Annotated in this window: 19 protein-coding genes and 1 riboswitch; of the genes, 8 read left to right on the top strand and 11 right to left on the bottom strand. The window is 58.9% G+C overall.

The features are described from left to right. Positions 1-4: 4 nt before the first annotated feature. The 6 genes from AR306_RS02830 to AR306_RS02805 all read right to left on the bottom strand — a co-directional run bounded on the left by AR306_RS02830 (position 5) and on the right by AR306_RS02805 (position 6916). On the bottom strand, positions 5-886 hold the full coding sequence (locus AR306_RS02830; protein WP_101496029.1) for a hypothetical protein: 882 nt from the start codon (positions 884-886) through the stop codon (positions 5-7). A gap of 250 nt (positions 887-1136) precedes the next feature. After that, positions 1137-2441 carry an NADPH cytochrome P450 oxidoreductase family protein gene (locus AR306_RS02825; protein ID WP_101496028.1) on the bottom strand — a complete coding sequence of 435 codons (1305 nt, stop codon included), beginning with the start codon at positions 2439-2441 and terminating at the stop codon, positions 1137-1139. A gap of 5 nt (positions 2442-2446) precedes the next feature. Further along, positions 2447-3352 (bottom strand): DUF4198 domain-containing protein, encoded by a 906-nt coding sequence (locus AR306_RS02820; protein WP_101496027.1) that lies wholly within the window; start codon positions 3350-3352, stop codon positions 2447-2449. Positions 3353-3363: 11 nt separating this feature from the next. Beyond that, a complete protein-coding gene (locus tag AR306_RS02815) occupies positions 3364-3873 on the bottom strand; it encodes a DUF2271 domain-containing protein (protein WP_101496026.1) in 510 nt (169 codons plus the stop codon). A 10-nt stretch (positions 3874-3883) separates the two neighbouring features. Further along, on the bottom strand, positions 3884-4480 hold the full coding sequence (locus tag AR306_RS02810; RefSeq protein ID WP_101496025.1) for a PepSY-associated TM helix domain-containing protein: 597 nt from the start codon (positions 4478-4480) through the stop codon (positions 3884-3886). Positions 4481-4645: 165 nt separating this feature from the next. Further along, positions 4646-6916 carry a TonB-dependent receptor domain-containing protein gene (locus AR306_RS02805; RefSeq protein WP_101496024.1) on the bottom strand — a complete coding sequence of 757 codons (2271 nt, stop codon included), beginning with the start codon at positions 6914-6916 and terminating at the stop codon, positions 4646-4648. A gap of 248 nt (positions 6917-7164) precedes the next feature. Here AR306_RS02805 and AR306_RS02800 point away from each other — a divergent pair, with 248 nt between their 5' ends. Continuing rightward, the gene (locus tag AR306_RS02800) at positions 7165-7539 is read left to right on the top strand and encodes a DUF6746 family protein (RefSeq protein ID WP_101496023.1); all 375 of its coding nucleotides are present in this window, start codon (positions 7165-7167) and stop codon (positions 7537-7539) included. Positions 7540-7726: 187 nt separating this feature from the next. On the opposite strand, the gene AR306_RS02795 is transcribed toward AR306_RS02800, so the two are convergent. Beyond that, entirely contained in the window at positions 7727-8479 is a 753-nt protein-coding gene (locus AR306_RS02795) for an SDR family NAD(P)-dependent oxidoreductase (protein ID WP_101496022.1), read from the bottom strand. Between the two features lie 305 nt (positions 8480-8784). Between AR306_RS02795 and AR306_RS02790 the strand changes: the two genes are divergently transcribed. Beyond that, positions 8785-9339 (top strand): iron transporter, encoded by a 555-nt coding sequence (locus AR306_RS02790; protein WP_101496021.1) that lies wholly within the window; start codon positions 8785-8787, stop codon positions 9337-9339. Positions 9340-9496: 157 nt separating this feature from the next. Continuing rightward, a complete protein-coding gene (locus AR306_RS02785; protein WP_166627886.1) occupies positions 9497-10885 on the top strand; it encodes a 4Fe-4S binding protein in 1389 nt (462 codons plus the stop codon). A gap of 6 nt (positions 10886-10891) precedes the next feature. Here the strand turns inward: AR306_RS02785 and AR306_RS02780 are convergent, their stop codons facing one another. Further along, a complete protein-coding gene (locus AR306_RS02780) occupies positions 10892-11521 on the bottom strand; it encodes a LysE family translocator (RefSeq protein ID WP_101496020.1) in 630 nt (209 codons plus the stop codon). Positions 11522-11730: 209 nt separating this feature from the next. On the opposite strand from AR306_RS02780, the gene AR306_RS02775 reads away from it, so the two are divergent. Next, a complete protein-coding gene (locus tag AR306_RS02775) occupies positions 11731-13329 on the top strand; it encodes an MFS transporter (protein WP_101496019.1) in 1599 nt (532 codons plus the stop codon). A gap of 9 nt (positions 13330-13338) precedes the next feature. Next, a complete protein-coding gene (gene yccS, locus AR306_RS02770; RefSeq protein WP_101496018.1) occupies positions 13339-15507 on the top strand; it encodes a YccS family putative transporter in 2169 nt (722 codons plus the stop codon). Between the two features lie 70 nt (positions 15508-15577). Here the strand turns inward: yccS and AR306_RS02765 are convergent, their stop codons facing one another. Next, positions 15578-16732, bottom strand: coding sequence for a cytochrome P450 (locus AR306_RS02765; protein WP_101496017.1), 1155 nt, complete (start codon positions 16730-16732; stop codon positions 15578-15580). A 219-nt stretch (positions 16733-16951) separates the two neighbouring features. Here AR306_RS02765 and ligB point away from each other — a divergent pair, with 219 nt between their 5' ends. After that, positions 16952-18643, top strand: coding sequence for an NAD-dependent DNA ligase LigB (ligB, locus tag AR306_RS02760; protein ID WP_101496016.1), 1692 nt, complete (start codon positions 16952-16954; stop codon positions 18641-18643). A gap of 15 nt (positions 18644-18658) precedes the next feature. Here ligB and AR306_RS02755 read toward each other — a convergent pair whose 3' ends face one another. Further along, positions 18659-19102, bottom strand: a complete 444-nt coding sequence (locus AR306_RS02755) for a c-type cytochrome (RefSeq protein WP_101496015.1) — start codon at positions 19100-19102, stop codon at positions 18659-18661. A 234-nt stretch (positions 19103-19336) separates the two neighbouring features. Between AR306_RS02755 and AR306_RS02750 the strand changes: the two genes are divergently transcribed. Continuing rightward, positions 19337-19768, top strand: a complete 432-nt coding sequence (locus tag AR306_RS02750) for an EamA family transporter (protein ID WP_101496014.1) — start codon at positions 19337-19339, stop codon at positions 19766-19768. Positions 19769-19774: 6 nt separating this feature from the next. Here AR306_RS02750 and AR306_RS02745 read toward each other — a convergent pair whose 3' ends face one another. Then, complete coding sequence (locus tag AR306_RS02745) at positions 19775-20605, bottom strand: 23S rRNA (adenine(2030)-N(6))-methyltransferase RlmJ (RefSeq protein ID WP_101496013.1); 831 nt, start codon at positions 20603-20605, stop codon at positions 19775-19777. 159 nt (positions 20606-20764) lie between these two features. After that, a riboswitch (S-adenosyl-L-homocysteine riboswitch) is annotated at positions 20765-20854 on the top strand. A 29-nt stretch (positions 20855-20883) separates the two neighbouring features. Between AR306_RS02745 and ahcY the strand changes: the two genes are divergently transcribed. Beyond that, a complete protein-coding gene (gene ahcY / locus AR306_RS02740; RefSeq protein ID WP_101496012.1) occupies positions 20884-22269 on the top strand; it encodes an adenosylhomocysteinase in 1386 nt (461 codons plus the stop codon). Positions 22270-22304 lie beyond the last annotated feature (35 nt).

Raw genomic sequence — 22304 nt, 5'->3', positions numbered from 1 at the left:
TTGATTAGAAACGAACGGTCAACCCGGCTACCGGGCCTGATTGACGTATATCGTACTTGAATGTATGCCCCGTAAAATCAGTTGACGTATAACGCTGCTTGAGTGATCGATACCCCAACCTAAAAATTACCGGAAAGTTGCCCACAACTGCACGATAACCGAGGTAGGTATTGATGTTGCTGCTTTTCTTTCCCCCTGTATCCATTCCACCCAGCTCAACCAGGGTTGCCCAGTTCCAGCGCGTGCTCAAATCAATACTCAGGCGCGCCCCCAAAAAAGGATCAGTCCACCGAGCCTCCTTATTCATCCTGATGCCATAAGGTTTGTTTTTTACCGAAGCGCCAATTTTGGTCCAGCGCACCCCGACAACAGGGTCCAAGGCTATATGGCGTGCCTCACCAAAAACGGTCGTTCCAGGCAGTTCGTACTCATACGCCCGATAGAATCCGCCAGCAGCGACGGTCGTTTGCCGGACCGCCAGGTTGAACGCCTGCCCAAGCACCTGTTCGTTTTGATCGGTATCAACGTGAACAACATCCAGATAGCCACCCCAGCGATGATTGGTCAACTCGATATTTCCCATGAAAACCGAGTCCAGATGACTGGCAATTTCCGAAAATGGCATATCAATTTTATGTTTTTTACCTGCCAGCTTCATGTTTCCATTCAATGAAGCGCCCCATAAGTAAGGACTCACCAATACAGACCAGTTGCTGGCCGGCGCTATGTTGAGGGGCGGCGATTGTTCAGCCAAAGCCAAACCCGGCAGGATACCCGACAGCAGGGCATACACTGGCCAGGCAGCACGTTTGTTCTTGCTGGCTACGCCCAGGAAACCAATGCGGTTTTTGGCCAGGTGTTTTATGCCGTGAACTTTTTTAACCATATGCTGCTTCCTCATATTTGGAGCACACATGCCAGCCGCTCTGTGTACATGTTCCCTGTATCCGTCAGTGCGGTTGTCAAGGGTAAAACCTTACCAACACGCAAACCCACCTGCAACAACTCTGCTTTAATCAAGTTCTGCTACCGCTCCGGCAGGGCCATATCAAGCAGTCTGTCACCCCTTACAGTCAAAGTTACAAGGCCCTATAGCCAGACGCCAACAAGCATGGCACATGCATGAAACTCTCGCCTCAATACAAATCCGCCCTGTAGCGCCCTTGCTGTTTCAATGCCTTGAATCGGCTGGCACCAAGCAGCCCAGTCAGCACGGTTTCGACGCTACGCCCCATGCCCTGAAGGCTGCCGCACAAGTACAGCACGGCACCTTTATCCAGCCATTCCAGCAGGCGGGCCTGATGTTTTTGCAAACAATCCTGCACATAGGCTGGTTTTTGCGGATCACGGGAAAACGCCAGATTGAGGTATTGCAGGTGCCCGTTCATCAGCCAGTTCCCGGTTTCTTCGGCCAGAACCTGATCGGTTTCCGGGCAGCGCTCGCCGAACAGCAGCCAGTTGTGACTTCCGATAGGCCGTGCCTGCAAGTGCCCGCGCAAGCCGGCCATGCCGCTGCCGGCACCAATGAAAATGGCCGGCGCCGTATCGACCGTACGGAACGCCGGCTTGGCACAGACCCGAAACACGATTTGCTCGCCCGCTTCCAGTGTCTGGCACAACCATGACGAGCATTGACCGGCCAGCCGTACAATCAGCTCCAGCTGTTCGCCACAAGCACTGGCAATCGAATACTCACGCCCGGACAACTGCGGGTTGTTGAATGGGCACACGCGGATGGTATCCCCAGTTTGCCAGCTGACATCATGCACCCGGAAACGCAACAGGAACAACCCGGGGCTGTTGCTGCCCGGGTTCAGGCAGGTACGTTCCAGCAAGATGGCACTGTATTCGTCAGGCGTCACGCCTGCCGGCACCGGAGAAAGGTTGAAACGCTGCGCCAGGCTGGCTTGCCAGCTGGCGATGTCTTGCGGATGCTGGTTATCCACCGTCAACAACGGCCAGCCCTGCTGTGCGCCCCGCTCCAGCAGGGCGTCCTGCAACTGCCGGGCAAACTGGCAAAACAGCGGATAGCGCCGATCGCCCAAGCCCAGCACCTGGACGCTGGCATGGGACAGGTCGATGCCGGTTGGCAATTGGTGCAAAAAGGCCCGTGCGTGTTCCGGTGGCTGGCCCTCACCGTACGTACTGGCCACAAACAACAATGTGCGACTGGCTTGCAGCTGTGCATGGCTAAGACGATGCAGCGCCGCACAATGAGCCTGATATCCGGCAGCCTGCAACTGGTGTTGCAACTGTTCGGCCAGCTGTTGTGCAGCGCCACCCTGGCTGGCCCAGCCCACCAGGATGCAGTCGGCTAGCGGCGCGTCGCTCACAGCCTGTCTGCGCTGGCGTAGCCAGATGCGGCCACATAACGCCAGATAGGCCAGCAATACAACAGCCGCCCAGAGCAGGCGGCTGTATTCGGCGGTTAGCTGATCCATGAAGCTCAGGGAGCCATCACTTCAAGGGTGGCGGTATAGCTGTCGCGGCGCTGGGTGACAGGAGAGTCATCCTTGACCGGCATGCTGCTGACCGCTTCAATCCAGTACATACCGGCCTGTGGCCAGTCGACACTGAATTCGCCCTGGTCGTTGGTGGTCAGTTCGATCTCGTCCAGAGTGTCACGATAACGGATGCCTTCACGAATCAGCGTCACCTTGACGTTGGCTGCCTGCTTGCCATCCAGCAGGAACACAAATCGGGCCGCTTCACCCTGCACCAGATCGTTCGGGTGAGTAGAAGGTGCCAGCTCCAGACCCTTGCCGGTGGGTTTCAGCACCTGCTCAGAGGGCGCACCGGAGGTAACAAAGACTTCCATGCGGCTGGAAGACCGGGTCACCTGCAGCTTGTCCGCCTTGGCCGGAATCGCAGCCTTGATATCTTCCAGCTTGCCGGACCAGCGCTTGCGCTCGCCATCCAGCTCGTAACTGGCAAACAGGCCCTGGTTGGCGATGGCCAGTTTCCAGGTACCCTTCTGGTCCAGCTCGACATCAAAGGTGCTGCGATAGCGGCCGGTGTTGCCAAACTGCGGCTGGGCCAGACTGCCGTCCGGACGCTGGATCTGCAGGCTGGCACGTGGACGCTGCATCGGCTGCGGAGCCGGCTTGCCGTCGGCTGCTTGAGGCGGCTGTTGCGCACCGGGACGGGCAAAGGGCTGACCTACGCCTTCAATTTGCAGCGGAAAGTGTTCAAAGTAAAAAATATCGTTGGACACCGCCGCATCCACGGTCACCCAGGGTGCATCGCCGGACAAGATAGTGGCCGACGGCAGCATCCAGGAACGGTGCGCATGGGCTGAAAATGACAGACAGGTGGCCAGCGTCAGCAGGCCCAGTTTGGTAAAGGTTTTCATTAAGCACATCCTCAAGGGGTCAGAGTGGCCGCAATCCGGCCCAGTTCATGGGAGCCACGGGCTTCGCCGGTCTGCTGCTGGTCAATCGGCCACTGCAGCGGAATGCGCAGCAGCTCGCGCCCGCCCACTTCGCGGGCCGCTTCTACCAGCAGCTGGAACTCGCCGGCCTGCAAGCCTTTCAGGGCATCATCACTGGCGCTGAAGGTCAGGTTATGCACGCCCGGCGCACGGGTGGCGGCACTGACGCCATCCACCGGAAACTCTAGCGTGCGGCCGCTGCGCCGCCACCACTGGCGCATGTCCTTGAGCCATTTCTCGCCTTCGTTGTCCTTCATTTTGATGTCGTACCAGACGTTAAGGTTGGCCACATGCCGGCCGTCCTGCTCCAGCCACAGCGCCACGTAAGGGCGGTGGTATTCGGCCACATCCAGCCGTGGAATCTCGACGTCAATGTCCATCCGGGCTGCCGACAGCAGCGGGCTGGCAGTCAGCAACGCCAGCGGTAAAAACAGTTTTCGCATGAATCATCCTTTAATGAATAAACAGCAACATCAATAGCAATGGAACCAGCGCACCGGCTAGGGTCAGCGGCCACGTCAGGGCCTGGCGACCCGCCTGGCGCACTAGCAGCCACAGTCCGGTCAGGCTGAACACCACGCAGACCACAGCAAAGCCGTCAATGAACCACGACCAGAGCACGCCGGTATGACGCCCCTTGTGCAGGTCATTGAAATAGGCAATCCAGCCACGGTCGGTGACTTCGTACAGCAACTCGCCGCTGCCCAGGTCAACGCTGAGCCAGCCGTCACCGCCCGGGCGGGGCAGTGGCAGATATAGCTCCTCGTCACTCCATTCCAGACTGCGCCAGTCGAGCCGCTTGCCCACCGTCCGCTCCAGCCAGCGCCGCACATCGACCGGCAAGGCGTCTGCTGGCGCATCCAGTTGCGCCAGCAGTGCTTCGGGCATTTGCTCTTCCAGGGTGTGGACACTGGGCCGCGCCTCGATCTGCCCGGCATGGTTCAGCGTGATGCCGGTGACGGCAAACAGCAGCATGCCGGCCAGGCACAACGCAGAACTGATCCAGTGCCATTGGCGTAAAGTGCCGAAGCGAGCCAGAAAGCTAGCCATATGTACATAACCACCAGTTGCCAAAATGCTGCCTGTCTGTGTGAACGCGTCACCGGACGGGCATGAAAATGTCATTGCCAGAGCAGCAATGCAGCCAAATTTCACCTGACTGCATCACCTCGCTCACAATAACGGGATACCTGGATTCATCAGATCCTCTCTGGTTTAAAAGTCGTAACGAGCACTCAACCAGAAGTTACGGCCGGCGGGTTTGTTGTTGTACTCATTGTAGTAGTTGGTGGTACCCACCCTGTCAGCCAGGCTGTATTCAAGGTAATCCTTGTCAAACAGGTTATTGACCCGGCCAATCAACATGAAGCTGTCACTAAACCGGTAGGAAGCACCCAAATTCCAGGTTGAGTAGTCCTTGTAGTACAGATCCTTCGAGCTACCCGCAGAGCTTGTGTAGGTGGAACGATAGCGATCAATATCCCCGGAGTACTGCAAATAAGTGTTCAGCCTGGAAGTAGGCTGCCAGTCCAGCGTTGCACTGAACATATGCTTGGGCGAACTACGCAAAGGCTTGCCGGTTTCCTTGTTCTCAGAATCCAGGTAAGTCCAGTTACCTTTGACAAACAAATTGTCAACAATGTAATACCGTCCCGCCACTTCAACACCACTGATGGTCGCTTTGGCTACGTTGTCCTTTTTGGTCAGGGTACCATTTGCTGCCCGCAAGGCTTCCCAACGGTCGCCTGCGCTACCGCTCAGTTCGGAATTTTCAATCTTGTCCTTGAATTCATTCCTGAACAAAGTGACATTGACATTATGCTTGTCGGCATGCTCATAGTAAGCAGCAACTTCGTAGTTGACTGACTTCTCAGGCTTCAGGTTCGGGTTGCCAATCATCGGGTTGGCACCCTGGCTGCCAAAACCGGTAATGCCGTCATACAAGTCCGTGGCCTTGGGCGTTTTATAACCTGTAGACACGCCCCCCTTGAATGTCCAGCTATCATTAAGCGCATAAGCCAGATAGACCCGAGGCGTGGTATGGCTGCCAAAGTCTTCGTGGTAGTTGTAGCGGGCACCATAGGTCAGGGTTAGCGGGTCGATAAAGTTCCAGCTATCCTCTGCATAGAGTGCGTACTGATAGTATTTTTTGACTTCGCCCTGGCTGCCACCTTCCATGCCAAATGCACCGTCCTTCAGCCTGGAATCCTGGTACTCGGCACCCGCCACCACGAAGTGGTTGGCCAGAGGCACTTCATACTTGGCACTATAGGTGGTGTTGGTGGACTCCAAAGGACGGTCCGGGCGCGGCAACATGGCCAAAAACACCGGGTCAGCCATCGCAGCCGCTAAAGCTGCATCAATGTTGGCGTAAGGAGCACCCGCACCGGTATAGCGATAATTTGCAGCTATGTATTCCCTTTCATCCAGGGTAGGCGGTAGCGTGCGGCCATCATTCTTGGAGTCTATATGATGGATGCCCATCGTGCTTTTACCCAGACTCCAGCCAGCTTCCCAGAACAGCGAGTACTGGCTTCTTTCAAATCTCAGCTGGTCCTTATAGCCTGCTCTTGACTGCAATAATGCCCTGTAAGTGTCATTGGTGCCCAATGGGTCAACCGTGTCGCCAGATTTGGTCAAGTAAGGAGTGTTATCATATTTTTGCTTGGCTATATCATAGTCAGCCTTGATGGTATGGTCCTTGTTCGGCGTAAAGGTCAGCCCAACACCAAAGGTCCAGGCTTCATTCTTGACGTTGCCCTTGCCCGCACCAAAGCTGTTGTTGTTTTTGCTGACATCAACACCATTGTGCCAAAGCTTTTTAAACTCGGGGTTTGACAGGTCGGCCTCATAGAAGCTACCGCGCACGCTGACACCAAGAGTGTCTTCAATTAGCGCACCCATCGCCGAAAAATCCACATTATCGTTGTTGCCATAGTCGCTATCGGTCTGGAAAGTCTTGGCGTAACCAATGGAGCCAACCCATTCATTGGAAACTTTTTTGGTGATGATGTTGATGACACCGCCAATGGCATCGGAGCCGTAGATGGTACCCATCGGGCCACGAATGACCTCAATGCGCTCAACCATGGACAGGGGCGGGATACTGGCGTACTGGACGCCGTTAAAACTGTTCGGATACAGTTCACCGTTGTTGTTCTGACGCTTGCCGTCAATCAGTACCAGCGTATAGTCGGCACCCATGCCGCGAATGCTGATCTGCCCATTGTTGGTTTTGTCATTGGTCTCACCAATGTCAACGCCCTCAATATCCTTCACCGCATCCAGCAGGTTGGTATAGGGCTTTTTCTTCAGGTCCTCCTGGCTAATCACCGAAATACTGGCTGGCGCATCGGTGATCTTTTGCTCATAACCCGCCGCACTGACAACCATTGAGTCGAGCTGGGCAGGGGTGTCTGCCAGTACCAAGGGGCTTGCTCCGAGTACGGCACAAGCCAGCACGGAACGGGTGAACGGAATTCGCATCCTGATGTCTCCTGTCGTTGGTGAGGCTCGACATGGTAGGGGGAGAACTTACACATGTAAATCTTAATGCGAATCATTCTTGTTAGTATTAGTGTCTAATTGATTTTTCTTTCAACATGTGCGATACGCGCACATGCGTTTTTCGGGTTGCCAAGCCATTTGCCGACACCCGTTGCACAGGTATTGAAAAGCAAGGGAGTCGCTGCTAGATTGCATGTTCGCAATTGATTCTCATTAAGGATTTGATCATGAAACTCGGCTTCTCCACCCTGGCCATGGCAGCTGCCCTGGCATTTTCCGCAAACAGTTTTGCCACCGAGCGTGTTGAACACTTCAAGGGCGTGCCTTCCCCTGACTTGGCCACTGCAGTAAAAAATTTTAGCGAATACAACAATTTGCTGGCCAAACAGCTGGACGGCGAGCTGACCCCGCAAGCATTGGCAGAAATCCATCAACTAACTTATACGCTGGAAGTCGCGCTGGAGAAGATCGGCGACGAAGTGAAGGCACTGGCTGACACCCTGGAAGAAGTCCACGTGGCGTCGGAAACCTCCGAACCTGAAAAATTGGCCGAGGAAGGCAAGAAATACATGCAGGTGGTTAACGAGCTGAAAAAGCTGTAGTCCCGGTCTGCCATCAAGGCGGCCCCGCTCCGGAAGCGGTGTTGCCCTGGTGGCAGCTAGCGCAGTACACACATGAAGCAGGCAGCACTCCTCGCAACCAGAAAGCCCGCAAAGAGAAAGCAGGCCTTTTGACTACTGTCAGAAGGCCTGCTTTGTTGTGGCATGCCGGTTTGTAGCCAGGCAGGTATTACTGCGCAGTGTAACCACCATCAACCGTGTACTGCGATCCGCTGACAAAGGAGGCATCATCAGACAGCAGGAAAGCTACCACACTGGCAACCTCTTCCGCCCGGCCCAGCCGGCCGATCGGGTGCAGCGCAACCAGCGAGTTGTATTCCTCGCGGCTCAGTTCGTTGAGCAGCGGCGTATCAATGTAGCCGGGGTGTACCGAGTTGATGCGGATACCCTGTGAAGAATACTGCAGCGCCGCACTCTTGGTCATGCCCGACACCGCGTGCTTGGCCGTCACATAGGGTACATAGCCGGGTGTGCCCACCAGGCCCAGAATGGAAGCGGTATTGACGATGGCACCACCGCCAGCTGCCAAGATGGCCGGCACTTCGTACTTCATGCCGTAGAAAACGGCATCCAGGTTGATATCCATCAGTTTCCTGTAGCCGGTCAGATCCGTCTCGTGTAACGGCCCTTGCGGCCCGATGATGCCGGCATTGTTGAAGGCCAGGTGCAGGGCACCAAACTGGTCGACGGCAAAGGCCACCGCCGCCTCGTTCACTGCAGGCGAAGTGAAGTCACCACCAAAGGCAACAGCCTTGCCGCCTTTGCTGACAATTTCATCAACCACTGCTTGCGCGGCCTGTTCGTGCAAATCGGCAACCACTACCGCCGCACCTTCGGCCGCGAGTCGAAGCGCAGTCGCTTTGCCAATGCCGGACGCAGCACCCGTGATCAGTGCGGTCTTGTTTGCGAATCGGGTAGACATGATCTTCTCCTTTTGCTTAAAAGTTGCACGCTTGACACTTTTCCTGCCCCATTCCCGGCAAGAAACCGGCAAAAGCTCTCGGGCACGAAATAGCTGTCCTGGTGCAGATGTGTCCTTTACACGCTATCAAGCGCCCCTCAACAACGACAGAGACGTGATGACGCAGGCTTCATTGCAGCGGCAGACTGTCAGGCTTGCGTCACAGGACATGAAATTCATCGATCACTTTGACAAACGATATTGATTATCGTTCAGACCATGTTTTAAACTGAGCCACCATTCCCGCATCCTTGAAGGATCACCACATGAAAGCACTGCAACAGACCGCCCTGACCCTGTCCATGCTGGCTCTGGCTGGCCAGCTGTACGCCAAGGAATATCCGGTCGGCGAGCCGGTCGAGATCAACGGCATGGAAATCGTCGGCGTTTACCTGCAACCGGTGAGCATGGAGCACGCCAACCATGACTCCCACCACCTGAGTGCTGCCGATGCCGACATCCACCTGGAAGCGGATATCGCCGCGCTGGCCAACAACGCCAACGGCTTTGAAGAAGGCTCCTGGGTGCCTTACCTGACCGTCAACTACACGCTGGAAAAGCTCGACGGCAGCAACTGGGTACAGCAAGGTCCGTTCATGCCCATGGTGGCCAATGACGGCCCGCACTACGGCGATAACGTCAAGCTGAACGGTCCGGGCAAATACCGCGTGACCTTCAACATCGCGCCGCCCTCCGCCTTCACCGCAGCCAACTTCGGCCGTCACACCGACAAGGAAACCGGCGTGGCCGAGTGGTGGGAAGCCTTTGACGTCAGCTGGGAATTCCCTTACGCCGGTATCGGCAAGAAGGGTGGTTACTGATAAAATCGCCCGCGCTGTACAAGCCCCGCCCTGCGGGGCTTTTGCCGTTACAGGGACTGCCGCTGGCCGGATGGCACAGGTGGTAACGGCTGACAGCACAGCCTAAGGAAGCGCACGTTCTCATTCAGTGTTCCGCAAAACCATGGAGCGCATTGTCATGATCCACCAGACCCCCTGGCTGGCCCGCGCCGGCGACTGGCTGCGCGACCATCGCCGAACCATTCTCACCCTCCAGTGGCTGATTGTCGGTATCTATGCGGTGCTGATCATCGTGCCACTGTTTTATCCTCTGCCGGACAACGATGCCCGCATCCTCAACAACATTACGGTGTTTGCCCAGTTCTGTTTCTGGGGCATCTGGTGGCCCTTTGTCCTGCTGTCGATGGTGTTGTTTGGCCGGCTGTGGTGTGGCGTGCTTTGTCCGGAAGGAGCACTAAGCGAATGGGCGGCCAACCGGGGGCTGGGGCGTGCCATTCCACGCTGGATGCGCTGGGGCGGCTGGCCCTTTACCGCCTTTGCCCTGACCACCATTTACGGGCAGATGGTCAGCGTATACCAGTACCCCTATGCGGTGATGCTGGTGCTCGGCGGCTCGACCGTGGCCGCGATGCTGGTGGGTTTTGTCTATGCCAGGAACAAGCGGGCCTGGTGCAAGTACCTGTGCCCGGTCAATGGCGTGTTCGCCCTGTTGTCAAAGCTGTCGCCGATGTATTTCCGTACCGACAAGCAGGTCTGGGACGACAATCTGGCCCATGAAAAAGCCAATCTGATCAAGGTGCAGCCGGTCAACTGTGCGCCGCTGCAACCGCTGCGCAGCATGCAGGGCGGCAGCGGCTGCCACATGTGCGGGCGTTGCAGCAGTTACCACAACGCCATCACCCTGACCGCCCGCTCGCCCGGCGACGAGGTGATCCATCTGGCCGCCACCGAATCCGGTTTCTGGCAGACGGCGCTGATTCTCTACGGTTTGCTCGGCATCGCGCTGGGCGCCTTCCACTGGACCGCCAGCCCATGGTTCATCCAGTACAAGCAGTTTCTGGCCGGCTATTTCATCGACCATGAAGTGTGGTGGATTTTGCAGACCAACGCGCCCTGGTTCCTGCTGACCAACTACCCGGCCAACAACGATGTGTTTTCATGGCTGGACGGCCTGTGTCTGATCACTTACATCCTTGCCACGGCGCTGGTGCTGGGTACCGCCATTTTGCTATGTCTGATGGTGGCGGTGCGGGTCGCCGGGGCTTTCAGCTGGCAACGGGTACACCATCTGGCACAGGCATTCATCCCGCTGGCCGGGGCCGGCGTGTTTCTTGGCCTGTCGGCCACCACGCTGAGCCTGATCCGCCATGAGGGCATCGCGACCTGGTGGGCCAATGATTTGCGGCTGGGCCTGCTGGTACTGGCAACTCTGGCGGTGGTTTATCTGGCTCTGCGCATCATTCGCCAGTGGACCCGTGGCTGGCGCCAGTTGCCGGCCATGGTACTGGTACTGGCCGGACTGGCCTGCGCCAACGCCGCCTGGGGCTTCATGTTCTGGTGGTGGTAACTGTATTCAGCGGACCACATCGGCCAGCAGCTTGAGGCCGAGCAGCCCCATCAGGCTGCCGGCAATACGGTCAATCCACGCCTTGCCGGCCAAATAGCGGGCACGCGGTGCCGGTGCCGACAGCACCAGCGTGACCAGCGCATACCAGCCAAACTCGATGGCGAATACCAGCAACGGCAGCCCCACCAGTACTGCAACAGGTACATCACGCGGCAGCAACGAGGCAAAAATGCCGGCATAGGCCAGCGCGGTTTTCGGGTTGCTCAACTGGGTTGCCAGCGCCAGCGCGAAGGCCCGCCACAGGCTGCCGTTGTTTTTCTGGCCCAGACTGTCCAGTGACAATGGCTGGCGTGCACCACGCAAGATACGCCAGCCGATATACAACAGATACAATCCGCCAGCCAGCTTGAGCAGGCCATAGAGCACCGGCACCGCGGCCAGCAACGCCATCAGCCCCAGCAGTGCCACCAGCGCAAACGTGATACCGCCAACGCCCATGCCCAGCGCCGCTGCCAGCCCGGCCGGCCGCGACACCGCCAGTGCGGTGCGGGCCACCAGCAAGAAACTGGGGCCGGGAATCATCGCGCCCAGGGTAAAGGCGGCGGTCATGGTCAGCAGGGCAAGGGTGAGATCCATAGGATATTCGATGGTGACAGACGAGAAAGCTGACGAAGATTGCCACGTTGCCGGGCTCCCCGCAATGTTGGGAGCCATCAGCACACGTGTTCCGCGACTGCTGAGAGCGACGAATGCTCCGCTATCATTACCCTGCTTGCAACACTCGCCTATAACCTGCGGCACGACTACACTGGAAGTCCTGCCACACCCAACCATGCGGAGCCTTCATGTCCACCACTGCGGAACAGCTGTCAGCCTCTTCTTCTGCCATTGCAGACGTCCAGGACCCGGCCCGCTGGCACATCCTGATGGTTGTTCTTGCCGCCATCTTCATGTCGCTGATGGGCGTGAGCATTGTCAACGTGGCGCTGGCTTCCATCCAGCAGGCGCTGCATGCCAGCCAGTCGGACATTCAATGGGTGCTGTCCGGCTATGCGCTGACCTTTGGCGTGGTACTGGTCAGCGCCGGGCGGGCCGGCGACCTGATGGGCCGTGGCGGCTTCTTCATGATCGGTGTTGCCATCTTCACCCTGGCCTCGGTAGCCGCCGGGCTGGCACAAACGGCTGACCAGCTCAATCTGGCCCGTTTTATCCAGGGTGTCGGTTCCGGCTTCATCAACCCGCAGGGCGTGGGCATGATCCAGCAGTATTTTCGCGGGGCAGAACGGGGCCGGGCGTTCGGCTTCTTCGGTACAGCGGTCGGTGTATCAGTGGCCATCGGGCCGGTGCTGGGTGGTTTCCTGATCGAACTGGGCGGAGACAGCTTTGGCTGGCGACTGACTTTTCTGGTCAACGTGCCGGTCGGGCTGCTCACGCTGTGGCTCGGCTATCGCTGGTTTCCGCGTCCGCTGCTGCATCGGCCACGGTTAATCAATGGAGGAAATTATGCAGGTCCGGATTTATCCGGACAGGGTCCCGCTGTGCGAATGAATTCGCACCTACAAGAATGTGCCCGGCACGACCGCAATATTGGCTCAACTGCATCCACGCGACAAAGACAGGGGCTCAGCTCGCTGGACCCGGTTGGAGCCTTGCTGCTGGGGCTGGGCGTGCTGGCGGTGCTGTTTCCCTTTGTCGAGGCGCGTGAGGCCCATTTGCTGTGGCTGCTGGTACCGCTGGGGCTGGTGCTGTTCTATCTGTGGGTACACTGGGAGCGGCTGTATGCGCGCATGGGGTTCAGCCCGATGGTCGACCTGAACATCTTTCACACACCCAGCTACCGCAACGGCGCAATCATCATGACGCTGTACTTTCTGGGCATGACCAGTGTCTGGGTGCTGGTGCCGCTGTTCATCCAGCTGGGGCTGGGCAAAAGCGCCCTGGAAGCCAGCCTGATCGGCATTCCATCAGCGTTGCTCTCGGCCTGGTCGGCCAATTGGTCCGGCAAACGGGTGACCCGCATCGGCCGCGCGATTGTGGTTGGCGGCCTGTGCATGACCCTGCTCGGGCTGGCCAGCAGCATACTGGTGGTTCAGCTGCACCTGCACGGGCTGCTCAGTCACTGGTGGCTGCTGGGTAGCCTGGCCCTGTTCGGCCTTGGCCAGGGTTCGGTGATCAGCCCCAACCAGACATTGACGCTGGCCGAGGTGCCGATCGCCTATGCCGGCAGTTCCGGCGCCATCATGCAGACCGGCCAGCGCATCGGCACCTCGGTCGGTATCGCCGTGATCACCGCGCTGGTATTTGCCGTGCTGCCGCACAGCAACTGGCATCTGGCCTTTACTCTGGGCTTTGTCAGTATCATGCTTACTCTGTCGCTGGCCTTGTGGATGTCGCTCAAGGACATGCGCATGCGCCGCTCACCTGACACGTCCGCTGCGAGGTAATCACCCATCATGCCCGCCTCCGGTTTTACCCAGCCACTGCGCCACCTCTGGGCACTGGACAAATTCGGCCCCGGTCTGCGCTTTTTCATTGCGCTGAGCCTGTGCACCGGCTGGGTCTGGCTGTTCGACCGCATCGATGCGCTGATCCCGCTCTATCTGGGCGTGATCGCCTCGGCACTGGCGGAAAGCGATGACAGCTGGCAGGGCCGTCTGCTGGCGGTCAGTGTCAGCCTGTGCTGTTTCCTGCTGATGAGTACCGCCATCGAGCTGCTGCATCCCTATCCGGCATGGCTCTCGCTGTTCGTGGTGATCTCGACCCTGGTGCTGATCGTGCTGGGCGGAGCCGGCTCGCGTTATGCATCGATCTCCTATGCCACCCTGATTCTCGGCATCTACACCATGGTCGGGCTGGAGCAACACAGCCCCGAGGATGCGGCCCTCTGGCAATATGCGCCGTGGCTGTTATACGGGGCGATGCTGTATGGCCTGCTCTCGGTGATCTGGTATGCACTGTTCGCCCAGCAACCGTTACAACAGAGTCTGGCCCGCCTGTTTCGCCGCCAATGTGACTATTTCAAGGCAAAATCTGTGCTGTTCGAGCCGCTGCGCAACATGGACATCCAGGTCAAACACCTGGAACTGGCGCAACAGAACGCCCTTTTGGTGGAGGCCCTCAACGAAAGCAAGACCCTGATCCTGCAGCGCGTCGGCCGCAACCGTACCCGTGCCGGTACCAGCCGCTATCTGAAGCTGTACTTTCTCGCCCAGGATCTGCACGAGCGCGCCACTTCCAGCCATGCGCCCTATCAGCAACTGGCTGATGCGTTCTTTCACAGTGACGTACTGTTCCGCTGCCTGCGCCTGATCCGCCAGCAGGGCGATGCCTGCGCGGCACTGGCCCGGGCCATCGAGCTGCGCCAGCCATTCGATTACGGCGCGGGGCATGCCCAGGCACTGGAAGACCTGCAGGCCGCCATTGCCTTCCTGCACAAGCAGAACAACCCGGAGTGGACGCCCCTGCTGCGCTCCCTGCGCTCGCTGGCAACCAACCTGGGTACCATGGACCAGCTACTGGGCCAGGCCAGCAACCCGGACGCCCTGACCTTGCAGCAGGACAGCAACCTGTTCGACCGTGAGCCGCAGAGCCTGCGCGAGGCCGCACAGCGGGTGGCGCAGCATTTCACGCTCAAGTCCGCCCTGATGCGCCATGCCATCCGCATGTCGGTGGCCGTGGCCAGCTGTCTGCTGATCATGCTGTTTCTTGCACCCGAACAGGGCTACTGGATCCTGATGACCACGGTGTTTGTCTGTCGCCCGCACTATGCCGCCACTCGGGTACGCATGCTGCAACGCATCATCGGAACCATCCAGGGGCTGGCCATGAGCTGGCTGCTGTTCCAGATCACGCCGCTGCTCTGGGTGCAGGCGCTGTTCGCAATTGCTGCCGGGGTCGGTTACTTCGCCACCCGCACCAGCCACTTCAAGGCATCCACGGCTTTTATCACCATGATGATGCTGATCTGCTTCAACCAGATCGGTCACGGCTATGACCTGTTTCTGCCGCGACTGCTGGATACCGTGGCCGGCAGCCTGATTGCCGGGCTGGCGGTATTCTTCATCCTGCCGGACTGGCAGGGCCGCCGCCTGCACCAGGTTGCCGCCGCCACGCTGCGCACCAACAGCCAGTACCTGCGCCATATCATGCAGGAGTACAGCCAGGGCAAGACCGACGACATGCAGTACCGCATCGCCCGCCGCGAAGCCCACAACGCCAATGCCGCGCTGAGTCGCAGCCTGGGCAACATGCTCAAGGAGCCGGGTCATTTCCGCCGGCAAAGCGAAACCGGTTTCGAGTTTCTGCTCTACTCGCACAACCTGCTGAGCTACATTTCCGCGCTGGGCGCGCACCGCGGCAACCTGGCCGACGCCCCCAACTACCCGTCCCTCAACCGCGAGGCGGAACAACTGGCCGCCAACCTCGAACAGCTGGCCAGTGACCTGGAGGCCCTGCGCCCGGTCAACGCCGACTGCAGCATGGAAGAAGAGCAAAACAGCCGGCTGGCCGCCATGCAAGTGGGCGATGATGACCACCTGCGCCTGCTGCACGGCCAGCTATTGCTGATCAGCCAGCAGCTGGCACCCCTGCGCAGGCTGGCAAGCAGGCTGGTAGTGCAATAGCAAGCGCCAGCACCGGAACGGGTTGCAAAAAAACGCCTGCTCGAAGCAGGCGTTTATCAAGATTTCCGCATCAGAATCCGCTCAGCCAGAGCTGCGCATAACCGGTAGCCGGGTATTGCGCCAGCACCTGTTCGCGGCCGGCAGCCAGTTGCAGGTTGCCGCTGTGCTGCAGCAGGCTGTCGATCACTTCGACCAGCTCCATGCGGGCCATCGGCGCACCGGGACAGACGTGGATGCCGGCACCATACAGCAGGTTGTCCTGCGGGTTGCGCTCCCACGAGAAGCAATCCGGCTCGGGGAACACTTCCGGGTCACGGTTGACCGCCACCCAGTTGAGGTAGACCCGATCTTCAACGGCAATCTGGCGACCGCCAATCTCCACCGAGCAGGTAGCGCGACGACGGTTCTCCAGCAACGGGTTGTGCATGCGCTGGATTTCGTCATTGGCGTAATAGAGTTTGTCCGGCTGCTCGCGCAATTGTTGCTGTAGCTGTGGATCACCAGCGAGGAAGTGGGCAATGATGCCGATACCGGACGCCAGGGTACCCACTTCGCCCACTGTCCAGTTGCGCAGGATGCTGGCAATTTCAATATCGGTTAGGCTGCGACCGTCAACCTGCTCATGCATCAGCTCGGCAGTGATGTCGGCATCGGCAACAATACCGGGCTGGCGTCGTGCGGCCAGCTGTTCGGCAACAATACTCTCGAACTCTGCGGCCAGGCGTGCCAGCCCGGCACGATCCTGCTTCAAGGTGGCCTGCTGGTTCTGCTGTGCCCACTGGCCCAGTGGCTGCTGCAGCTCTTGCGGCCAACCCATGAAGGCACACTGCGCACGCAGGGCGAACGGCAGGGCAAAGTCGGCCATCAGATCGACCGTTTGCCGGCCTTGCAGGCCCTGCGCCAGCTCGTCGGCAATCGCACGACAAACCGGTTTGAACCAGGCCACTCGCCGCTCATTGAAATAAGGCTCGATCAGCTGGCGAAACGGCGTGTGTTCAGGCTGATCCATCCCGTTGGGCACAGAGACATGGCGTGATACCCGGTTACTGAAGCTCTCGTGATCCAGCAGCACGCGCCGCACATCGGCATGGCGGAACAGGGTCCAGTTGCCCTGTTCATCACGTGCCACCGGACAGGTCTCGCGCATCCGGTCATAGGCCTTGCGCTGGTCTGCCAGCACCTCGGGGCTGCGGATATTCCAGTCAGCGGGGATACTACCACTCATCGTCATGCCTCCTGCGCAATGCAATATAACGTGATGATCATCACATACCGCTGTTGTTTCGGCCCTTGCTCAAAATCAAAATTGACTCAAATCAATGCACCGGATTTTTCACCCGGATCTTTGTTTCTCCTTGTAAAACCTGTGGCCGACAAATATTTTCATACCTTGTCCCGGCCACGGACTACTGTTGATGACACCACCCATGCCATGGAGGCAATGATGCACGCAGGAATACTGTGCCTGTCCGCTGTGCTGCTCGGCAGCCTGGCCCTGCCCGTCCTGGCCGAGCGTCACTGCCCGGACTGGCCGGAGGAGCAGCTGCAACAGCAAATCATCCACCTGCAACAACAGCTGGAACAATGGGACCGCTCTTATCATGTCGAGGGCCGCAGTCTGGTCGATGATGAAGTGTACGATCAGGCCCGCATGCGGCTGGATAACTGGCAATATTGCAATGGCGATGATTCGTCTGCCATCCGCTTGCCTGGCGACACCGGCTACGCCCTGCCCCACACCTATACCCAGATGGGGCTGGACAAGCTGGACGAAAAACAGCTGCGCCAATGGCTGCGCGACCGGCAGGATCTCTGGGCGCAGCCCAAGCTTGATGGCGTCGCCGTCACCCTGGTCTACCGGCAAGGGCAGCTGCAACAGATGATCAGCCGTGGTGATGGCCGCCACGGACAGGACTGGCTGCAGCATGCCCGGCACATTGACGCCATCCCCAAACAACTGCCACGCCCGATTGACGCCAACCTGCAAGGCGAGCTGTACCAGAAACTGGAACGGCACATACAATCGGCCCATGGCAGCCATCAGGCCCGCAGTTCGGTCGCGGGCTGGCTCAACCGCAAGCAAGTGGACGGTCAGACCGGCCGGCAGATCGGCCTGTTTGTCTGGGAGTGGCCGGACGGGCCGGCAACCATGCCAGAGCGCCTGCAACAACTGGCCGGGCTGGGGTTTTCCGATACCGCCGCTTTCAGTCAGCCGGTTAGCGGAATGGACGATATCCGTCACTGGCGCGGGCACTGGTACAACAGCCCGCTTCCCTTTGCCACCGATGGTGTGGTGATCCGTCAGGGCGAGCGCGCCGCCAATCGCTTGCAGCATGCCTATCCGCCGGCCTGGGCAGTCGCCTGGAAATACCCGCTCAGCCAGGTAGTGGCCCGCATCAGAGGGTTCGAATTCAACATTGGCCGCACCGGTCGCATCACGCCGATCGCCCTGCTGGAGGAGGTGGAGCTGGACCACAAACGCATCAGCCGTATCAGTCTGGGTTCAGTCGAACGCATGCAGCGTCTGGAGCTCGGAGTGGGTGATCACATCAGCGTGCGCCTGTCCGGCCATGCCATCCCGCAGTTGGCCGGTATTGCCTGGCGTAATCCGCAACGACAGGTCCCGTCACCACCCGACCCGGCCCTTCATCACCAACTCAGCTGCTTTCGTCACCGGAGCGGCTGCGAGCAGCAGTTCCTCGCCCGCCTGCACTGGCTGGGCGGCAAGCAGGGTTTGAACATGAAAGGAATGGGAAGCGGCACCTGGGCCATTCTGGCCGATGCCGGCAGCATCAACAGCCTGGCCGGCTGGCTGGAGCTGGATGATGAGGCCCTGCAGTCACTCAATGGCGTAGGCAAAAAGCGGGCAAAGCAGCTGCTGACAATTTTCGTACAGGCCCGTCAGCAACCTTTCGGGCGCTGGCTGACAGCCATTGGCGTCCCTCCGGTGTTGCGGCTGCTGCCCGGCGACAGCTGGCCGCTGCTGGCCGGGCTGGACATGCCGGGCTGGCAGCGGCGCGGTTATTCGGCTCGCAGTGCGAAAACCCTGCACGATTTCTTCCAGCATCCCGAGGTACAACTGCTGGCAGCACATCTGGCCGCTACCGGAATAGACGGCTTCCAACTTGCGGAGTGAGCCCCGCAACAGGTGTCAGTAAATACGGAACTCCTGGTGGCAGCCTTCGCAGGCCTTTTCCACCACATCAATCCGCACACCCAGCGCATCGGGATTCAGCGGCTGCTGCTGCGCCGACTGGAGCAGCAACGCAGTGGTGCCTTCCAGCTCGCGTGCCAGTTGCATGAAGCGCTCACGCTGCTCCCAGACATCATCACGGGCGGAGCTTTTCGATTCTTTGGCCTCTGCATCAAAATGCTGCCAGGGCTGGCGGGAAATCTCGTCAAGGCGACGCGCCTTTTCGGCAAACGTCTGCTCGTCAAAGGCAATGCGGCCACGCAGCATGCCACCCAGATCTTCGCTCAAGTTGAGCATTTCCTTAAAGATCACCTTGCGCTTGCCCAGCGGCGAATCAGGGTCCACTCCGCCACAACCGGACATTGCCAGCACGGACAGCAATACAATCATTCTTTTCAACATTTCAACATTCCACTCTGGCGCAAGTACGGGGGCAGCCGGTGTTTGACATGTCCGCCCCTGCGAAAACGCCTGTCAGCTGCCCCAAAATCACGACCGGCAAGGGTAACAGTTTCACGGCTGGAATTTAAGCGGCGAGTGTCTCTGCAATGCTCTGTCGACACGGCTGAAACAGGCTTTATCCGGTCAGCCGCTCCGTGCTAGTCTGCCGGTTATTTCTCCCGGGAGCGCGGATCAATGGCAACGCACGGCTGGTTCTACTGGGCTTTTCTCTCTGCCGTTTTTGCCGCGCTGACGGCAATCTTCGTCAAGCTGGGTGTACAGGATGTCGACTCCGACCTGGCCACCCTGATCCGCACCGCCATCATCCTGCTGGTGCTGGCCGCCTTTGTCATGGCCACCGGCAAATGGAGCAACCCGCTGACACTGTCACCCCGCACCTGGTGGTTTCTCGGCCTGTCGGCGCTGGCCACCGGCGCTTCGTGGGTGTGTTACTTCCGTGCGCTGAAACTGGGTGAAGCCTCCAAGGTGGCGCCCATCGACAAGTTCAGCATCGTGCTGGTGGTGCTGTTTGCCGTACTGTTTCTGGGTGAACGCCCATCACTGCGCGAATGGTCGGGCATTGCCATGATTGCCGGCGGCGTACTGGTGCTGGCGCTCAAGCGCTAACCGTCCTCAGGACAGCTGCGTGCAGCGGGCAAATGCCTTGCCGTCCTTGTCCAGCACCCTGGCCAGTCGTGGTAGCAGTTTCTGCATTTTCTCCATCATCTGCCAGGGCGGATTGACCACCAGCATGCCGGAAGCTGTCATGCCTCGACCCGGGCTATCGGGCGCCAGCCCCAGCTCGAACACCTGGATATCCTTGATGCCGGCCTTGACCAGCTGCTTTTGCATGCGATCGATCCGCTGACGCTCCACCACCGGATACCAGATGGCATAGGTGCCACTGGAAAACTTCTTGTGTGCCGCCAGCAGGGTCCTGGCGACCTGATCGTACTCGGTTTTCAGCTCGTAGGACGGGTCAATCAGCACCAGTGCCCGACGGCTCTGCGGCGGCAGCACCGCGAGCAAACCGGCCAGGCCATCGCTGTTGTACACCTTGCATTTGCGGTATGGCTTGAGGTTGGCCTGCAAACGGGGAAAGTCGTCAGGGTGCAGCTCGTGAAACCAGCCATGATCCTGCGGGCGCAGCCATCTGGCGGCAAACAGAGGCGAGCCGGGGTAGAGTTTCAGCGCACCGCTCTTGTTCACATCGGCAATCGCCTCGCGGTACAGCGCCAGCTCCGGCCAGTCCAGATCCATCAGCTTGGCGACACCATCCTGATATTCCTGCAGCTTGTCCGCCTGCGCCGACTGCAGGTTGTACAGTCCGGCACCGCCATGGGTATCCACATAGGCGAAGCCCTTTTCCTTGGCCGTCATGTGCTGCAGCATCTCCAGCAGGATGATGTGTTTCAGGACATCGGCAAAGTTGCCGGCGTGAAAGGAATGGCGATAACTGAGCATGGCTTTTCCACAACAGGAACAAAGCCGGCATGATACCCCAGATAGTGCCCTTTTCACTGTCATTCCGCGCTCGAACGCATACTGCAAGGCCGTACTCCGTCATTCTGCGCTGCACAGCGTGCAGTCGCAGAGCCCATCCGTTATACTCTGCCTCCTTTATTGCACGAGGGGCGCTGCAGCAGGTTCTCTGTCAGGCTCGTGCGATGTCCCTGCGGTTTCCCGCACTCTTTGCAACGGCGCCCGTTCGACTTCAATGACACGAATGGAGTACTCATTACATGAGCGCCAACGACTATAAAGTTGCCGATATCACGCTGGCCGACTGGGGCCGCAAAGAAATCATCATCGCCGAATCCGAAATGCCTGCCCTGATGGGTCTGCGCCGCAAATATGCCGGCCAGCAGCCGCTGAAAGGCGCGAAAATCCTCGGCTGCATTCACATGACCATCCAGACCGCGGTACTGATCGAGACCCTGATCGAGCTGGGCGCGGAAGTACGCTGGTCATCCTGCAACATCTTTTCCACCCAGGATCAGGCCGCTGCCGCCATTGCCGCTGCCGGCATTCCGGTATTCGCCTGGAAGGGCGAGACCGAAGAGGAATACGAGTGGTGCATCGAGCAAACCATCCTCAAGGACGGCCAGCCATGGGCTGCCAACATGGTGCTGGACGACGGCGGCGACCTGACCGCAATCCTGCACGAGCGCTACCCTGAAGTACTGAAAAACGTACACGGCATCACCGAAGAAACCACCACCGGCGTACACCGTTTGGTCGAGATGCTGAAAAAAGGCACCCTGAAAGTGCCGGCCATCAACGTCAACGATTCGGTTACCAAGAGCAAGAACGACAACAAATACGGCTGCCGTCACAGCCTGAACGATGCCATCAAGCGCGGCACCGACCACCTGCTGTCCGGCAAACAGGCGCTGGTAATCGGTTACGGCGACGTGGGCAAGGGCTCGGCGCAATCGCTGCGCCAGGAAGGCATGATCGTCAAGGTCACCGAAGTCGACCCGATCTGCGCCATGCAGGCCTGCATGGACGGCTTCGAGCTGGTTTCCCCGTACCTCAACGGCGAAAATGACGGCACCGACACCTGCATCGACCAGCAGCTGCTGGGCAAGATCGACCTGATCGTCACCACCACCGGCAACGTCAACGTCTGTGATGCACCGATGCTGAAAGCCCTGAAAAAGCGTGCCGTTGTCTGCAACATCGGCCACTTTGACAACGAGATCGACACCGCTTACATGCGCAGCAACTGGGCCTGGGAAGAGGTCAAGCCACAGGTGCACAAGATCCACCGTACCGGCAAAACCGTTGATCCGGCCAACGACGACTACCTGATCCTGCTGGCCGAGGGCCGTCTGGTCAACCTGGGCAACGCCACCGGCCACCCCAGCCGCATCATGGACGGTTCCTTCGCCAACCAGGTGCTGGCCCAGATCCACCTGTTCGACCTGAAGTTTGCCGACCAGGACGCTGCTACCCAGGCCCAGCGCCTGACCGTGGAAGTGCTGCCCAAGAAGCTGGACGAAGAAGTGGCGCTGGAAATGGTCAAAGGCTTCGGCGGCGTACTGACCCGCATGACCCAGACCCAGGCAGACTATATTGGTGTAGCAGTGGATGGCCCATACAAGCCGGATACCTATCGCTATTGATTCTGGCTTTTGGTGGTGTATTTGAGGGTGTTTTT

The sequence above is a fragment of the Thiopseudomonas denitrificans genome, from assembly GCF_002866065.1.
In the GTDB taxonomy this organism is placed as follows: domain Bacteria; phylum Pseudomonadota; class Gammaproteobacteria; order Pseudomonadales; family Pseudomonadaceae; genus Thiopseudomonas; species Thiopseudomonas denitrificans.
This window is presented reverse-complemented; position numbering and strand designations above follow the sequence as displayed.

Coding starts and splice junctions, on each gene's coding strand:
- AR306_RS02790 (WP_101496021.1), top strand. CDS start 8,785: ATGAAAGCACTGCAACAGACCGCCCTGACCCTGTCCATGCTGGCTCTG.
- AR306_RS02745 (WP_101496013.1), bottom strand. CDS start 20,605: ATGCTCAGTTATCGCCATTCCTTTCACGCCGGCAACTTTGCCGATGTC.
- AR306_RS02795 (WP_101496022.1), bottom strand. CDS start 8,479: ATGTCTACCCGATTCGCAAACAAGACCGCACTGATCACGGGTGCTGCG.
- AR306_RS02805 (WP_101496024.1), bottom strand. CDS start 6,916: ATGCGAATTCCGTTCACCCGTTCCGTGCTGGCTTGTGCCGTACTCGGA.
- AR306_RS02825 (WP_101496028.1), bottom strand. CDS start 2,441: ATGGATCAGCTAACCGCCGAATACAGCCGCCTGCTCTGGGCGGCTGTT.
- AR306_RS02765 (WP_101496017.1), bottom strand. CDS start 16,732: ATGAGTGGTAGTATCCCCGCTGACTGGAATATCCGCAGCCCCGAGGTG.
- AR306_RS02810 (WP_101496025.1), bottom strand. CDS start 4,480: ATGGCTAGCTTTCTGGCTCGCTTCGGCACTTTACGCCAATGGCACTGG.
- AR306_RS02750 (WP_101496014.1), top strand. CDS start 19,337: ATGGCAACGCACGGCTGGTTCTACTGGGCTTTTCTCTCTGCCGTTTTT.
- AR306_RS02820 (WP_101496027.1), bottom strand. CDS start 3,352: ATGAAAACCTTTACCAAACTGGGCCTGCTGACGCTGGCCACCTGTCTG.
- AR306_RS02785 (WP_166627886.1), top strand. CDS start 9,497: ATGATCCACCAGACCCCCTGGCTGGCCCGCGCCGGCGACTGGCTGCGC.
- AR306_RS02755 (WP_101496015.1), bottom strand. CDS start 19,102: ATGTTGAAAAGAATGATTGTATTGCTGTCCGTGCTGGCAATGTCCGGT.
- AR306_RS02815 (WP_101496026.1), bottom strand. CDS start 3,873: ATGCGAAAACTGTTTTTACCGCTGGCGTTGCTGACTGCCAGCCCGCTG.
- AR306_RS02775 (WP_101496019.1), top strand. CDS start 11,731: ATGTCCACCACTGCGGAACAGCTGTCAGCCTCTTCTTCTGCCATTGCA.
- AR306_RS02800 (WP_101496023.1), top strand. CDS start 7,165: ATGAAACTCGGCTTCTCCACCCTGGCCATGGCAGCTGCCCTGGCATTT.
- AR306_RS02830 (WP_101496029.1), bottom strand. CDS start 886: ATGGTTAAAAAAGTTCACGGCATAAAACACCTGGCCAAAAACCGCATT.
- ligB (WP_101496016.1), top strand. CDS start 16,952: ATGCACGCAGGAATACTGTGCCTGTCCGCTGTGCTGCTCGGCAGCCTG.
- ahcY (WP_101496012.1), top strand. CDS start 20,884: ATGAGCGCCAACGACTATAAAGTTGCCGATATCACGCTGGCCGACTGG.
- yccS (WP_101496018.1), top strand. CDS start 13,339: ATGCCCGCCTCCGGTTTTACCCAGCCACTGCGCCACCTCTGGGCACTG.
- AR306_RS02780 (WP_101496020.1), bottom strand. CDS start 11,521: ATGGATCTCACCCTTGCCCTGCTGACCATGACCGCCGCCTTTACCCTG.